This is a genomic window from Streptomyces sp. NPDC059851, from assembly GCF_042732005.1.
In the GTDB taxonomy this organism is placed as follows: Bacteria; Actinomycetota; Actinomycetes; order Streptomycetales; family Streptomycetaceae; genus Streptomyces.
In genome coordinates this window covers 59,180-73,092 of the sequence record NZ_JBHWJJ010000028.1, presented here as the reverse complement: position 1 = coordinate 73,092, position 13,913 = coordinate 59,180, and the positions used below count along the sequence as shown (strand labels likewise).

At 72.4% G+C, this 13,913-nt stretch carries 13 protein-coding genes; 4 read left to right on the top strand and 9 right to left on the bottom strand.

Annotated features, from left to right (window positions below; all coding sequences use genetic code 11):
• Window positions 1-106 precede the first annotated feature (106 nt).
• From ACFV7Q_RS13065 to ACFV7Q_RS13040, 6 genes are all read right to left on the bottom strand, one after another.
• Window positions 107-1,687 carry a DoxX family protein gene (locus ACFV7Q_RS13065; RefSeq protein ID WP_385427613.1) on the bottom strand — a complete coding sequence of 527 codons (1,581 nt, stop codon included), beginning with the start codon at window positions 1,685-1,687 and terminating at the stop codon, window positions 107-109.
• Between the two features lie 182 nt (window positions 1,688-1,869).
• Entirely contained in the window at window positions 1,870-2,826 is a 957-nt protein-coding gene (rlmB, locus tag ACFV7Q_RS13060; RefSeq protein ID WP_385427611.1) for a 23S rRNA (guanosine(2251)-2'-O)-methyltransferase RlmB, read from the bottom strand.
• A gap of 99 nt (window positions 2,827-2,925) precedes the next feature.
• Window positions 2,926-4,326 carry a cysteine--tRNA ligase gene (cysS, locus tag ACFV7Q_RS13055; RefSeq protein WP_385427608.1) on the bottom strand — a complete coding sequence of 467 codons (1,401 nt, stop codon included), beginning with the start codon at window positions 4,324-4,326 and terminating at the stop codon, window positions 2,926-2,928.
• Window positions 4,327-4,430: 104 nt separating this feature from the next.
• Window positions 4,431-4,949, bottom strand: coding sequence for a 2-C-methyl-D-erythritol 2,4-cyclodiphosphate synthase (gene ispF, locus ACFV7Q_RS13050; protein ID WP_385427605.1), 519 nt, complete (start codon window positions 4,947-4,949; stop codon window positions 4,431-4,433).
• A complete protein-coding gene (ispD, locus tag ACFV7Q_RS13045; RefSeq protein ID WP_385427602.1) occupies window positions 4,939-5,685 on the bottom strand; it encodes a 2-C-methyl-D-erythritol 4-phosphate cytidylyltransferase in 747 nt (248 codons plus the stop codon). The genes ispF and ispD overlap by 11 nt, the downstream gene beginning before the upstream one ends.
• A gap of 333 nt (window positions 5,686-6,018) precedes the next feature.
• Window positions 6,019-6,501, bottom strand: coding sequence for a CarD family transcriptional regulator (locus tag ACFV7Q_RS13040; RefSeq protein ID WP_179178388.1), 483 nt, complete (start codon window positions 6,499-6,501; stop codon window positions 6,019-6,021).
• Window positions 6,502-7,092: 591 nt separating this feature from the next.
• Here ACFV7Q_RS13040 and ACFV7Q_RS13035 point away from each other — a divergent pair.
• A complete protein-coding gene (locus tag ACFV7Q_RS13035; RefSeq protein WP_385427598.1) occupies window positions 7,093-7,800 on the top strand; it encodes a DUF461 domain-containing protein in 708 nt (235 codons plus the stop codon).
• 114 nt (window positions 7,801-7,914) lie between these two features.
• On the opposite strand, the gene ACFV7Q_RS13030 is transcribed toward ACFV7Q_RS13035, so the two are convergent.
• Window positions 7,915-8,595 (bottom strand): response regulator transcription factor, encoded by a 681-nt coding sequence (locus ACFV7Q_RS13030; RefSeq protein ID WP_179173417.1) that lies wholly within the window; start codon window positions 8,593-8,595, stop codon window positions 7,915-7,917.
• 38 nt (window positions 8,596-8,633) lie between these two features.
• Window positions 8,634-9,854 carry a sensor histidine kinase gene (locus ACFV7Q_RS13025; RefSeq protein ID WP_385427595.1) on the bottom strand — a complete coding sequence of 407 codons (1,221 nt, stop codon included), beginning with the start codon at window positions 9,852-9,854 and terminating at the stop codon, window positions 8,634-8,636.
• Window positions 9,855-10,070: 216 nt separating this feature from the next.
• Here ACFV7Q_RS13025 and phoU point away from each other — a divergent pair, with 216 nt between their 5' ends.
• Window positions 10,071-10,742 carry a phosphate signaling complex protein PhoU gene (gene phoU, locus ACFV7Q_RS13020; protein ID WP_385427592.1) on the top strand — a complete coding sequence of 224 codons (672 nt, stop codon included), beginning with the start codon at window positions 10,071-10,073 and terminating at the stop codon, window positions 10,740-10,742.
• A gap of 124 nt (window positions 10,743-10,866) precedes the next feature.
• Complete coding sequence (locus tag ACFV7Q_RS13015) at window positions 10,867-11,016, top strand: hypothetical protein (RefSeq protein ID WP_385427589.1); 150 nt, start codon at window positions 10,867-10,869, stop codon at window positions 11,014-11,016.
• A gap of 616 nt (window positions 11,017-11,632) precedes the next feature.
• Here the strand turns inward: ACFV7Q_RS13015 and ACFV7Q_RS13010 are convergent.
• Window positions 11,633-12,394: a phosphoglyceromutase gene (locus ACFV7Q_RS13010; protein ID WP_385427586.1), complete on the bottom strand. Its 762-nt coding sequence runs from the start codon at window positions 12,392-12,394 to the stop codon at window positions 11,633-11,635.
• Window positions 12,395-12,558: 164 nt separating this feature from the next.
• On the opposite strand from ACFV7Q_RS13010, the gene ACFV7Q_RS13005 reads away from it, so the two are divergent.
• Complete coding sequence (locus ACFV7Q_RS13005; protein WP_385427582.1) at window positions 12,559-13,863, top strand: MDR family MFS transporter; 1,305 nt, start codon at window positions 12,559-12,561, stop codon at window positions 13,861-13,863.
• The last annotated feature ends 50 nt before the right edge of the window (window positions 13,864-13,913 follow it).

The following is a 13,913-nucleotide window of genomic DNA, read 5'->3' as shown; positions in this document are numbered from 1 at the left end:
GCAGTGGGCCACCTCCCGCGACCGGTGGCGCCCGCTACGTCCGTACCGGCCGGGGGCCCGCACCGCATGGCGCGTGCCGGGCCCCGGGCCTCTTCGGGCGGTCCGGTCAGCCGAGGAGGCCGCCGACGAGGCCGGGCTTCGTGGACGGGGTGTCCCCGCCACTGCTCGTGCCGCTGCTGCGCGTGGTCGTGGACGACGAGGTCTTCGGGGTGGACTGCTTCGGTGCGGTGCCGGTGGTGCTCTGGCTGCTGCCGGTGCCGCGGGGGGCGGCGGAAGGCTGCGAGCCGGTGCCCGAGGTCTCGCGGGCGGTGGAACCGGTGCGGCTGGGCTTGGTCGAGGGGGTGGCGCTGGCGGCGGGTTCCGCCGACTGCGAGGGCTGCTGGGAGGCGGGCTGCTGCGGCTGCTGCTGGTGCTGCTGCTTGGTGGGCGGCGGTACGGGCAGCGGGGAGCCGGGCAGGTAGTTGCTGGGGGCCTGGCCGGGTCCGGGGACGGTGACGACGGTGCTGGAGCGGACGGCGCCGCCGAGCAGCGAGCCGATGAGGAGGGTGAGCCCGCAGACGAGGGTGGCCATGACGGCCCCGCGCCGCAGTACCCGCCGCCGCAGTTCCCACAGGTCGGAGCGCGGGCCGAGGGTGCGCCAGGCCTCGCCGGCGAGGCGCCCGTCGAGGGAGTAGACGGGGGCGCCGGCGATGATCAGCGGGCTCCAGGCGGCGAGGTAGATGATGTCGGGGGCGTCGTAGGCGGGGACGGTCTTCCAACTGACCGTCATGAGCAGGGCCGCGGAGAGCAACGCGCCGAAGCAGGCGGCGAACCGCTGCCAGAGTCCGAGGACGGTCAGGACGCCGACGAGCACCTGGAGGAAGGCGACGCTGAGGCCGGCGCCGACGGGGTGGGCGAGGGCGAAGTCGCGCAGCGGTTCGGCGAGGGCCCAGGGTTCGAGCGTGCGCAGCCAGGTGACCATGGAGCCGCGCTCGCCGCCGTCGAAGTAGACGGGGTCGCAGAGCTTGCCCATCCCGGCGTAGATGGAGATGAAGCCGAGGAAGACCCGCAGCGGGAGGAGGACGACCCCGAGGTTCATGCGGCGGCCGGGGTAGTAGGAGGCGTGGCCCCGGTGGTCGGAGGGGCCGCGGCGGGCGCCGTCCGGGCCGGTGCCGGCGTCGTACGGGGAGGGGCCGACGGGACCGAGGTGTCCGCCGTGGGGCAGGTCCCGTACGGGGGCGAAGGGGCGCGTCCCGTTCGGGTCGCCGTATTGGCGCTGGCCGATGACGGTGGGCGTGGGGACGGTGTCGTCGACGAGGTCGCGGCCCAGGTCCACGCGGGGGATGACCTGGGTCGCGCCGGCGTCGGCGTCGCCGTAGTCGTCGTGGTCGTAACCGCGGCCGTGTTGGCGTACGGCTTGGAGCAGTCCGCCCATGGCGGCGGTGTCGCCGGGGGCGGACTTGCCGCTCCAGACGACGGGGGCCCTGCGACGGCGGGCGGCGGCTCCGGCGGCGGCGGTGACGGCGCCGCCGAGGACGGGCATCCGGCCGGGGGTGTTCGCGGGCTTGGAACGCGCGCTCGGGCTCGGTGCGAGCCGCACGCGGAAGCTGGCGTGGTTGACGATGACCTGTGCGGGGTCGCACGGCACCTTGACCATGCTCAGCGCGGGCTGGTCGTCGAACCCTGACGTTCTGGTGTCCACACTCATCTAACCGAGTGATCAGTGTTTAGGACACTGCCTTGACAGCAGGGATGTGTCCGAGACCCGTCAAGATCAAGCCACCCCGCCCGAAACGGGCGGGGTGGCACGCTCACGGGTCACTCTCCGTGAGCCGAGTGGATCAAGCCGGCTGCTCGGTAGCGGGCGGGTGCGGCCCGCCCGGGGTGCGGTCAGCCGCGGCGGCGGGACGCCTCGTACAGGACGACGCCCGCGGCGACACCGGCGTTGAGCGACTCGGCGCCGCCCGGCATCGGGATGCGCACGAGGTAGTCGCAGGTCTCGCCGACGAGGCGGCCGAGGCCCTTGCCCTCCGAACCGACGACGATGACGACCGGTCCGGCCAGGGCGTCGAGGTCGGCGACGCTGTGCTCGCCCTCGGCGGCGAGGCCGACGACCGTCAGCCCGGCCTTCTTGTAGTCCTGGAGGGCGCGGGTGAGGTTGGTGACGCGGGAGACCGGGGTGCGCGCGGCGGTGCCGGCGGAGGTCTTCCAGGCGCCGGCCGTCATGCCGGCGGCGCGGCGCTCGGGGATGACCACGCCGTGGCCGCCGAAGGCGGAGACGGAGCGGACGATCGCGCCGAGGTTGCGGGGGTCGGTGACGCCGTCGAGGGCGACGATCAGCGGCTCCTCGCCGTTGTCGTAGGCGGCCTCGGTGAGGTCCTCGGGGTGCGCGTACTCGTAGGGCGGGACCTGCAGGACGAGGCCCTGGTGGTTGAGGCCGCCGGTCATCCGGTCGAGCTCGGGGCGCGGGGCCTCCATCAGGTTGATGTTGCCGCGGGCGCCGGCGAGCTGGAGGGCCTCGCGGACGCGCTCGTCGTTGTCGATGAACTGCTGGACGTACAGGGTGGTGGCGGGCACGCCGTCGCGCAGGGCCTCGAAGACCGGGTTGCGGCCGACGACCATCTCGCTCTGGCCCTTGGGGCCTCCGCGGCGGGGCGCCGGGCGGCGGCGCGCGGCCGCCTTGGCGGCGGCGTTGGCCATGCGGAACGCCTTGTGGCCCTTGCGGTCCTCGGCCTTGGGCGTGGGGCCCTTGCCCTCCAGGCCCTTGCGCCGCTGACCACCGCTGCCGACCGTCGCGCCCTTCTTGTTGGACGTGCGGCGACCCCTGCGCTGGCTGTTCCCGGCCATGACCTCTACCTGTTTTCGTCGGTGCTGCGATATGTACGTATGAAGAGTGTGCCGCCCGGGACCCCGGGCGGCACAACGTGGCCGGTCAGGCCGGGTCGGTCAGCGCGGGCCGAGCGTCCAGCGCGGTCCCGACGGGCTGTCCTCGATGACCAGGCCCGACTGCTGGAGCTGGTCGCGGATGGCGTCGGCGGTGGTCCAGTCCTTGCGGGCGCGCGCCGACTCCCGCTGCTCCAGGACCAGCCGCACGAGCGTGTCGACGGCCCCGTGGAGTTCGGCGCCCCGGTCGGTCTCCTCCGACCAGCGCTCGTCCAGCGGGTCCAGGCCCAGCACGCCCAGCATGGCGCGCACCTCCGCCAGGCGCGCGACGGCCGCGTCCTTGTCGTCGGCGGCGAGCGCACTGTTGCCCTGGCGGACGGTGGTGTGGACGATGGCGAGCGCCTGCGGGACGCCCAGGTCGTCGTCCATGGCCTCGGCGAAGGCGGGCGGCACCTCGGCGGCCGGTTCGACGGCCTTGCCGGCCTTCTCCACGACGCGCTGGCAGAAGCCCTCGATGCGGGCGAACGCCGACTCGGCCTCGCGCAGGGCCTCCTCGCTGTACTCGATCATCGAGCGGTAGTGCGGGGTGCCGAGGTAGTAGCGCAGGACGATGGGGCGCCAGTTCTTGACCATCTCGGAGACGAGCACCGAGTTGCCCAGGGACTTGGACATCTTCTCGCCGGACATGGTGACCCAGGCGTTGTGCACCCAGTACTGCGCGAAGTCGTCGCCGTAGGCCTTGGCCTGGGCGATCTCGTTCTCGTGGTGCGGGAAGATCAGGTCGAGGCCGCCGCCGTGGATGTCGAAGGCGCTGCCGAGGTACTTGTGCGCCATGGCCGAGCACTCCAGGTGCCAGCCGGGGCGACCGCGGCCCCACGGGGTCTCCCAGTCGGGCTCGCCGGGCTTCGACGCCTTCCACATGGCGAAGTCGCGGGGGTCGCGCTTGCCGGTGATGCCCTCTTCGGCGGGCTGGATGAGGTTGTCCAGCTCCTGGTTGGAGAGCTTCAGGTAGTCGGAGTACGAGCGCACGTCGAAGTAGACGCTGCCGTCGGCCTCGTAGGCGTGGCCGCGCTCGATGAGGCCGCGCATCATCTCGATCATCTCGGTGACGTGGCCGGTGGCGCGGGGCTCGTAGGTGGGCGGCAGGCAGCCCAGGGCGTCGTAGCCGTTGTTGAAGGCGCGCTCGTTCTCGTAACCGATGGACCACCAGGGGCGGTTCTGCTGGGCGCCCTTCCAGATGATCTTGTCGTCGATGTCGGTGACGTTCCGGACGAAGGTGACGTCGTAGCCGCGGTACTCGAACCAGCGGCGCATGATGTCGAAGTTGAGGCCGGAGCGGATGTGCCCGATGTGCGGGGCCGCCTGCACGGTGGCACCGCAGAGGTAGATCGAGACACAACCCGGCTTGAGGGGGGTGAAGTCGCGGATCTGCCGGGCGCTGGTGTCGTACAGGCGAATAGTCACGGGATCCAGGGTAGTGGGCCCGGGGCAGTGCCCCGCGCCCCTTTCCGGGACGCGGGGCCGCTGCCCACCCGGTCGCGCGGTGCTGCGGGTGGCCTGTCGGGGGGTCAGGCGGGGTCGGCCCGGTAGACGAGGGCGGTGGCGATGGCGGCGAGGCCCTCGGCGCGGCCCGTCAGGCCCAGCCCGTCGGTGGTGGTGCCGGAGACGGACACGGGCGCGCCGGCGGCCGCGGAGAGCGTCTTCTGCGCCTCGTCGCGACGCTTGCCGATCTTCGGGCGCACGCCGATCACCTGGATGGCGATGTTGCCGATCTCGTAGCCCTCGGCGCGGACGATCCGGGCGGCCTCCGCCAGGAGGGTGACGCCGGCGGCGCCGGACCACTCCGGGCGGGAGGTGCCGAAGTGCGCGCCGAGGTCGCCGACGCCGGCGGCGGAGAAGAGGGCGTCGCAGGCGGCGTGGGCCGCGACGTCGCCGTCGGAGTGTCCGGCGAGGCCGTCCTCCCCTTCCCACAGCAGGCCCGCGCACCACAGCTCGCGGCCGGTCTCGAAGGCGTGGACGTCGGTGCCGATGCCGACCTGCGGGATCAGCGGGGCGGCGGGGGTCGCGGCGGTGGGGTCAGTAGGCATCGGTGGCCCTCCTGCGGGCGAGTACGGCCTCGGCGAGGACCAGGTCGAGCGGGCGGGTGACCTTGAAGGCCTCCTCGTGGCCGGGGACCACCATGACGGTGGTGCCGAGCCGTTCCACCATCCCGGCGTCGTCGGTGGCGCCCTCGCCGACGGCGGCGACGGTCTCGTGGGCGCGCCGGAGGGTGGCGAGGTCGAAGCCCTGCGGCGTCTGGACGGCGCGCAGCCTGGCCCGTTCGGGCGTGGCGACGACCGGTTCGGGCTCGCCCGCCCCGCCGGGTTCGACCTCCTTGACGGTGTCGGCCAGCGGCAGCGCGGGGACGACGGCCGGGGCGCCGGCGCGGACGGCCTCGATGACGGCGTCGACGGTGTCGACCGGCACGAGCGGGCGGGCCGCGTCGTGGACGAGGACGGAGGTGATGTCCGCGGGGAGGGCGGCCAGGCCGGCGGCCACGGACGCCTGGCGGGTGTCGCCGCCGGGGACGACGAGGAGTTCGGTCCGGTCGGGCAGCGGGTGCTCGTCGAGCAGGCGGCGCACCTCGGCGGCGCCGTCGGCCGGGGCGACGACGACCACGACGGAGACGGCCCGGGAGCGGGCCATCGCGCGGACGGCGTGGATGAGCATCGGCGTGCCGCCCAGGGCCCGCAGGGCCTTGGGGGCGCCCGGGCCGAGGCGTACCCCGCGGCCGGCGGCCGGGATCACCGCGGCGGTGCGGTGGGGTCGCGATTGGTCAGACATGTGTTGTAGCTCCGAGCCAGGTTTGTGACTTCGGCCGACGTGGGTATGGCCCTGGGGAGTGCCGGGTGCGACGCCCTCGCCCCTTCCGTGACGACCGGTCGAGCCGGCTGCCCGGGCCCGGCACGGCGCGGGTCTCGGTACGGCCGCCGGTACGGCGTGAGTGGCGTGGACGTCGGTGCCTGGGTGTCAGTGCCCGGGTGTCAGGCCCTGGGTTTCAGGCCCGGGGTTTTCAGGGCGGGGTACAGACATGCCGCAGCGCCCGGCAACGGCCCCCTCGTGGAGGAGAGGGCTGTCATCGGGCACCGCGGCACGACTGTGTACGGGGTTGTCGCGTCAGGACGCGAGAACCTCGTCGAGGAGGGCCTCGGCCTTGTCCTCGTTGGTGTTCTCAGCGAGCGCGAGCTCGCTCACCAGGATCTGGCGCGCCTTGGCGAGCATGCGCTTCTCGCCCGCGGACAGACCGCGCTCGCGCTCACGCCGCCACAGGTCGCGCACCACTTCGGCGACCTTGATGACGTCGCCAGAAGCGAGCTTCTCCAGATTTGCCTTGTAGCGACGGGACCAGTTCGTCGGCTCCTCGACCTGCGGCGAGCGCAGGACCTCGAAGACCCGGTCCAGCCCGTCCTGGCCGACTACGTCGCGGACGCCGACGAACTCTGCATTGTCGGCAGGCACACGAACCGTCAGGTCGCCCTGGGCGACCTTGAGCACCAAGTAGGTCTTGTCCACGCCTTTGATCTGGCGAGTTTCGATGGCCTCGATCAGCGCGGCCCCGTGATGGGGATAGACCACGGTGTCGCCAACCTTGAACGTCATGTGACAGGTACCCCTTCCGTGGCTATCCAGGGTAACACGAGAACTGACGGTTATGAATGGCGTTTTCGCAGGTCAGAGCGCATCTCGGGGCTTGACAACCACGACAGGAACGTGCTGCGGAGGGCTTGCGGAAGGGGGTATTCGCAGGTCGGAGGCGCTGTGCGGACCGGGCGAAACGGCCACGTTACACCTGGGCGACAGCCCCACCAGTGTGATGTACGTCCCGTTTTGCCGGTTTCGAAGCCGGGAAACCGAAGCACTCCACTCGACTGGAGGCCACCCGTACGGAGTGGTTCAGGCCCAATCCTGGAATTGATCACGGCAAGCCGTTCGAAGGAATCCCGGAATTGATCACGGGCGCGCCTCCGGGCGATATAGCGGACGGCACGTGAACGGCATGCGAAGGACGCGCGGAATGCAAGATCGCGGAGCGGCCGCGGGGCCGCCCCCGCCCTGCGGAGGGTCGGGTGCGGGGGCGGGGCGGCGGCTCGGTAACCTAAGCGCGCTGACACACCCTTAGGGCGGCTTTACCTCGGCCGTCCGACAGACCGCCGTCCTTCCGTTCCGTACGTCCAAGGAGTTGCCGCCGCCGTGAGCCGCAGCCTTCGACGCGGCGCCCTCGCCGCCACCGCCGTCGTGTTCTCGATCGCCTCGCTGGCCGCCTGCGGTGCGGGCAACGACGCGCAGACCCTTCAGATCAAGCCGGACAACGCCTCCGCGTCGAAGGGCGACATCGAGATCCAGAACGCCCTGGTGATCACCCAGGGCACCAAGGAGCGCCGGGGCGGGGCCGTGGTCTCGGCGACGCTCTTCAACAACAGCCGGGTGCCGGAGACCGTGGAGTCGATCTCCCTCCCGGGTCGCGGCAAGGTCGTGCTGAAGCCCGCCGAGGGCACCGGCAAGGTCACCGTGCCCGCCGGCGGCTCCATCGTCATCGGCGGCAAGGGCAATGCCTCCGCCGTCATCGAGGGCCCCAGCGAGGCCGTCAGGAACGGCGCCGCGCAGGAGCTCGTCTTCAAGCTGAGCGCCACCGGCGACATCCCGCTGGAGGCGTTCGTCGTCCCGAACACCGGCGCGTTCGCCCCCTACGGCCCGACCGAGGCCCCCGCCGCCGGCCCCAGCGCCTCCGGCAGCCCCGCCGCCCCGTCGGGCTCGCCGGCCCCGTCCGGTTCCCCGGCCGCCTCCCCGTCGGCTGCCGCCTCGGGTTCCCCGGCCGCGGGTGCGTCGCCGTCCGGGGCCGCGGGTGCGTCCCCGTCCGGCTCGCCGTCGGCTTCCGCCTCGCGTTCCGCCGGCCACTGACGCCCGGAGCACCCCGTACGAACGGGTAGGGCCCCGTCCGCTGCTGCGGACGGGGCCCTACCCGTTGTTACGGCGGAAGGAGCCGGGGCCGTGAGCCGCGGCCCCAGCCCTGGCTCACGGCTCGAACTTGTAGCCGAGGCCGCGGACGGTGACCAGGTAGCGCGGGGCGCCCGGGTCCGGCTCGATCTTGGCGCGCAGGCGCTTCACGTGCACGTCGAGGGTCTTGGTGTCGCCGACGTAGTCCGCGCCCCACACCCGGTCGATCAGCTGCATGCGGGTGAGGACCCGGCCCGCGTTGCGCAGCAGCATCTCCAGGAGGTCGAACTCCTTCAGCGGGAGGTCCACCTTGGCGCCGGCGACGGTGACCACGTGCCGGTCGACGTCCATGCGCACGGGGCCGGCCTCCAGCGCGGCCGGGGCGACCTCCTCCGGCTCGCCGCGGCGCCGCAGCACCGCGCGGATGCGGGCGACCAGCTCCCGCGAGGAGAAGGGCTTGGTGACGTAGTCGTCGGCTCCTATTTCCAGCCCGACGACCTTGTCGATCTCGCTGTCCTTGGCGGTCACCATGATGACGGGGACGTTGGAGCGGCCGCGCAGCTGCCGGCAGACCTCGGTGCCCGGCAGGCCCGGGAGCATCAGGTCGAGGAGGACGAGGTCGGCGCCGTTGCGCTCGAACTCGTCGAGCCCGTCGGGCCCGGTCGCGGCGATGGCGACCTCGAAGCCCTCCTTGCGGAGCATGTAGGACAGGGCGTCGCTGAAGGATTCCTCATCCTCGACGACGAGCACTCGGGTCACGGAAGGACCTCCGGGGCTGGGGTGGCTGGTTCTCTGGTTCAGGCTGGGGTCGGGTGCCCGGGTGCGGGGGCGGCCGGGGCGGCGGACGAGGCGTGGTGGGACGGTGCGGCGGCCTCGGGCAGTCGCAGGGTGAACGTGGAGCCCTGGCCCTCAGAGCTCCACACGGACACCTCGCCGCCGTGGGAGGCGGCGACGTGCTTCACGATCGCGAGGCCGAGCCCGGTCCCGCCCGTGGCGCGGGAGCGGGCCGGGTCCACGCGGTAGAAGCGCTCGAAGATCCGCTCGCGGTCCTTCTCCGGGATGCCGATCCCCTGGTCGGTCACGGCTATCTCGATCATGTCGCCGCCGGGTGCGGCCACCTTGCGGGCGGCGATGCCGACGCGGGTCCGGGCCGGGCTGTAGTTGACGGCGTTCTCGACCAGGTTGCCCAGGGCCGCCGCGAGCTGGCCGCGGTGCCCCCAGACGAACAGGTCGGAGGTCCCGCCCGCGGCCATGGTGATCTGCTTGGCGGACGCCGTGTGGCGGCAACGGTCCATCGCCTCCGCCACGAGCGTGTCCACGCGGACGGGCTCGGCGTCCTCCAGCAGCTCGTCGTTCTGAACCCGGGAGAGGTCGATGAGCTCCTGGACGAGGTTGATCAGCCGCGTGGCCTCGATCTGCATGCGGCCCGCGAAGCGGCTGACCGCCTCGGGGTCGTCCGCAGCGTCCATGACGGCCTCGGACAGCAGCGAGATCGCGCCGACCGGCGTCTTCAGCTCGTGCGACACGTTCGCGACGAAGTCGCGCCGTACGGCCTCGATGCGGCGGGCCTCGGTGAGGTCCTCGACCAGCAGCAGCACGAGCCTGGAGCCGAGCGGGGCGACGCGCGCGGAGACCGCGAGGGCCTCGCCGCGGCCGGTGCCGCGCCGGGGGAGGTCGAGCTCGACCTGACGTATCTCCCCGTCCCGGCGGGTGTCGCGAGCCATGTGGAGCATGGGCTCGACGGCCAGCTTGCCGCCGCGGACGAGCCCGAGGGCGTACGCCGCGGAGCTGGCCTTGACCACCGCGTCGCCCTCGTCGAGGACGACGGCGGAGGAGCGGAGGACGGACAGGACGGTGTCGACTCCGGGAGGGAGCACTGCGTTGATGTCCGGGCGCATGGAGCTCCGGGTGGGGCGGGCCTGGTCACGCTCACTCCAGCGGAACGCCAGCGTGGCGATCACACCGGTGCACGCACCGGCGATCGCTGCAGCTGCGGCGACCGCCGCGTTCACGTCCATGCATCCAGGTTAAGCAGGCACAACGGCACTTCCACAGCCGTTCGGGTGGCGCCTCGAACAGTCGTCGCCCAGAGTTCACCGTGGCGACGGGGCTGATTCACTTGGGATGTCGAAGTCGGACGCGTTTGCGGTCGAACGTGTCAACGTGGGGCACGAGGCCGCACCCACCCGCCCGCGCCCCGGGCAGCAGCGCAGTAGGCCAAGAGAGGGACACCCATGCGTGACGCGTACCACGAGGAACTGGATTCGATCGGGGAGGGCCTGGTCGAGATGGCCCGGCTGGTCGGTTCCGCGATCGGGCGGGCCACGACGTCCATGCTCGACGCCGACCTGAAGCTCGCAGAGAGCGTGATCGCGGCCGACCAGAAGGTCGACGACCTCCAGCACGACCTGGAGGCCCGCGCCATCGCCCTGCTGGCCCGCCAGCAGCCGGTCGCGACGGACCTGCGGATCGTGGTGACCTCGCTGCGCATGAGCGCCGACCTGGAGCGCTCGGGCGACCTGGCACAGCACGTCGCGAAGCTGGCCCGGCTGCGCTTCCCGGCCTCGGCGGTGCCGCGGGACCTGCACGCGACCATCCTGGAGATGGGGCAGCTCGCCCAGCGCCTGATGGCCAAGGCGGCCGAGGTCATCATCACCAAGGACGTCGACCTGGCGATGCAGCTGGAGACGGACGACGACGAGATGGACCAGCTGCACCGCACGCTGTTCCAGCACCTGATGGACGACCGCTGGAAGCACGGCATCGAGACCGCGGTGGACGTGACCCTGCTGGGCCGGTACTACGAGCGCTTCGCCGACCACGCGGTGTCCGTGGCCAAGCGGGTGGTGTACCTGGTGACGGGCGAGCACGCGGACGAGCTCCAGCCGCCGATCGAGCCCGTCTGAGCCGGGGACCGCGGGGCGGGGCCGTGAGCCCCCGTGCGCCGTTGACGCGCCGGTACCTCTGGGCATGAATGAGGTCGAAGGCACGTACGACCGCCAGCCCGTACCCCGCCTCCGAGGAGGATCCATGCCAGATTCCCCCGTCCCCATCACGCCCGAGCAGGAACAGCCGCCGAAGCCGGAGCCGCGGCGCCTGCCCCTGCTCGGGGCCTGCGGCTGCGGCTCGGGCTGCGGCTGCGGCTGCCAGTCCGGCGCGCCCTGCCAGTGCGGCGGCTGACCGCCCCGCCCGGCCCGTGCACCGGGAAGGGCCCCGTCCGCCACCGGACGGGGCCCTTTCGCGTCCCCGTCTACGCGGCCGGACGCGCTTCCAGCGCCCCGCAGGCGACCCGAACGAACTCGGCGTGCAGCCCCTCGAAGCACTCCAGCAGCGGATCGCCGACGCCGTGGCCTCCGCGTCGTCCGCCGGCGCCACGACTGCCAGGGCTTCGGTCACCGCGTTCGACTTCTGGCCGAAGACCTCCCACAGGGTGCCCCGTCCGTCGTCACCCCCTCTGCGTGCAAGCAGGGCGGCGGAACGCCCGCGATCAATGAGGAGGGCAACTACTGCAAGGGCGGTACGCACGACGGGGAGAAGGTCGACTAACCCCTCTCAGGGCGCCCCGCAGCCACGGGCCGCGGGGCGCTCCCGCGCGATCGCAGCCCGGAGACTCGCAGGGACTGTGCCGACCTGACGACTCGATGGAGATCGACACCGCCGGGACCGGGCCGGCAAGCCCCTCGGCGAGGCGCTCCGGCCGCAGGACCCGTCGCGCTGAGGGCCCAGGGTGGACCCAGGGCACGAACATGCCTCCCACCGGCGCCGTATGCGCAGGCGGGAGGCATGATCACAAGCCTTACTTCTTCTTGCCCTGGTTCTTGACGGCCTCGATGGCGGCCGCGGCGGCCTCCGGGTCGAGGTAGGTGCCGCCCGGGTTCAGGGGCTTGAAGTCGGCGTCCAGCTCGTAGGAGAGCGGGATGCCGGTCGGGATGTTCAGGCCCGCGATGTCGGCGTCGGAGATGCCGTCGAGGTGCTTGACCAGGGCGCGCAGGGAGTTGCCGTGCGCGGCGACCAGGACGGTGCGGCCGGCGAGGAGGTCCGGGACGATGCCGTCGTACCAGTACGGCAGCATGCGCTGGACGACGTCCTTCAGGCACTCCGTCTTCGGGCGCAGCTCCGGCGGGATGGAGGCGTAGCGCGCGTCGTCCGCCTGGGAGAACTCGGCGTCGTCCGCGAGGGCCGGCGGCGGGGTGTCGTACGAGCGGCGCCACAGCATGAACTGCTCCTCGCCGAACTCGGCGAGGGTCTGGGCCTTGTCCTTGCCCTGGAGCGCACCGTAGTGGCGCTCGTTCAGGCGCCAGGAGCGGTGGACGGGGATCCAGTGGCGGTCGGCGGCCTCCAGCGCGAGCTGCGCGGTGCGGATGGCGCGCTTCTGGAGGGACGTGTGGACCACGTCGGGGAGCAGGCCGGCGTCCTTGAGCAGCTCACCGCCGCGGACCGCCTCCTTCTCGCCCTTCTCGTTGAGGTTGACGTCCACCCAGCCGGTGAACAGGTTCTTCGCGTTCCACTCGCTCTCGCCGTGGCGGAGCAGGATCAGCTTGTACGGTGCGTCGGCCATGCGTACGAGCCTAATGGACGCGCCGGGGCGGCCGCGCCGGGCCGGGCGCGCCCGTGCGCAGGGCGGTGAATTGACGGGACACGTCAATCGAGTGGCCCTTGAGCGATGACGATCGTAGGGTGCGTGAAGCCGTAGGGCCACTTACATCGCCGGGGGGATTCCGTATGTCCGTGGGAAGTCTGAGACGTGCCGTGCACGAGAGCGTGTCGGGTCTGCCAAGGGCGTTCTGGTGGCTGTGGGCGAGCACGCTCGTCAACCGGCTCGGGGCCTTCGTCGCCACCTTCCTGACCCTGTACCTCACCCAGAAATGGGGCTACTCGGCCTCCTTCGCCGCCCTGGTGATCGCCCTGCACGGGCTCGGCGGGGTGGTCTCCTCGCTGGTCGCCGGAGTGATGACCGACAGGCTCGGACGCCGGCCCACCCTGTTCGCCGCCCAGGCCTCCACCGCCTTCGCGGTGGCGCTGCTCGGCTTCCTGGAGCACCCGGCGGCCATCGCCGCCGGCGCCGTACTGGTCGGCTTCACCTCCAACGCCTCCCGCCCGGCGGTGCAGGCGATGATGGCGGACATCGTCCGCCCGGAGGACCGGGTACGGGCCTTCGCCCTGAACTACTGGGCCATCAACCTCGGCTTCGCGGTCAGCTCGGTCGCCGCCGGCCTGATCGCCGAGCACAGCTACCTGGCGGGCTTCCTGGCCGAGGCCTCCCTGACGCTGGCCTGCGCGGTGCTCGTGTGGATCAAGCTGCCCGAGTCCCGACCGGAGCCGGACCCCGGCGGCGCCGGGAAGGCCGCGGAGCAGGAGGTCGGGCTGGGGACGGTGCTCCGCGACGGGCGGTTCATGAGTGTGGTGGCGCTGTCCTTCCTCATCTCGATGCTGTTCATGCAGTCCTCGGTCGGGCTGCCCGTGGCCATGGCCCAGGCCGGCTTCTCGGCGAGCGACTACGGGCTGGCGATCGCCGCGAACGGCGTGCTGATCGTGGCGCTGCAGATCCCCGTCACCCGGTTCATCGAGCACCGGGACCCGCAGAAGTTGCTGGTGGCCTCCGCCCTGCTGGCCGGGTACGGGTTCGCGATGACGGCCTTCGCCGGGTCGCTCGCGCTGTATGCGTTGACGGTGTGCGTGTGGACCCTGGCCGAGATCATCAACTCGCCGACCCAGATGAGCCTGGTCGTCCGGCTCTCCCCGCTGCACGGCCGGGGCCGCTACCAGGGCGTGTACACCCTCTCCTGGTCGGTGGCGGCGGTGTTGGCCCCGCTGCTGGCCGGCCATGTGATCGACGCGTACGGGGCGGGCTGGCTGTGGGCCTCGACCGCGGTGCTGGGCACGGTGGCCGCCGTCGGGTACTGGGTGCTCATGCGGGGGCTACCGCGGGATGCGTCCGCCCCGGAGGAGCGGGCGGCCGCGGAGGAGTCAGCGGCCGCGGTCGCGGCCGCTCCGGCGCCGGCCGCGGGCACCGCCCCGGCGGCCTGAGGAGGGTCGCTCCAGCGGATCAGCCGGGACCGGCCGGCTTCCGACGGGGC

Excerpts from the sequence above, each read along its gene's own strand:
- ACFV7Q_RS13065 (WP_385427613.1), bottom strand. The coding sequence starts at position 1,687 with ATGAGTGTGGACACCAGAACGTCAGGGTTCGACGACCAGCCCGCGCTG.
- ACFV7Q_RS13015 (WP_385427589.1), top strand. The coding sequence starts at position 10,867 with ATGCCAGATTCCCCCGTCCCCATCACGCCCGAGCAGGAACAGCCGCCG.
- ispF (WP_385427605.1), bottom strand. The coding sequence starts at position 4,949 with ATGCCTACTGACCCCACCGCCGCGACCCCCGCCGCCCCGCTGATCCCG.
- ACFV7Q_RS13005 (WP_385427582.1), top strand. The coding sequence starts at position 12,559 with ATGTCCGTGGGAAGTCTGAGACGTGCCGTGCACGAGAGCGTGTCGGGT.
- ACFV7Q_RS13025 (WP_385427595.1), bottom strand. The coding sequence starts at position 9,854 with ATGGACGTGAACGCGGCGGTCGCCGCAGCTGCAGCGATCGCCGGTGCG.
- ACFV7Q_RS13040 (WP_179178388.1), bottom strand. The coding sequence starts at position 6,501 with ATGACGTTCAAGGTTGGCGACACCGTGGTCTATCCCCATCACGGGGCC.
- ispD (WP_385427602.1), bottom strand. The coding sequence starts at position 5,685 with ATGTCTGACCAATCGCGACCCCACCGCACCGCCGCGGTGATCCCGGCC.
- rlmB (WP_385427611.1), bottom strand. The coding sequence starts at position 2,826 with ATGGCCGGGAACAGCCAGCGCAGGGGTCGCCGCACGTCCAACAAGAAG.
- phoU (WP_385427592.1), top strand. The coding sequence starts at position 10,071 with ATGCGTGACGCGTACCACGAGGAACTGGATTCGATCGGGGAGGGCCTG.
- ACFV7Q_RS13010 (WP_385427586.1), bottom strand. The coding sequence starts at position 12,394 with ATGGCCGACGCACCGTACAAGCTGATCCTGCTCCGCCACGGCGAGAGC.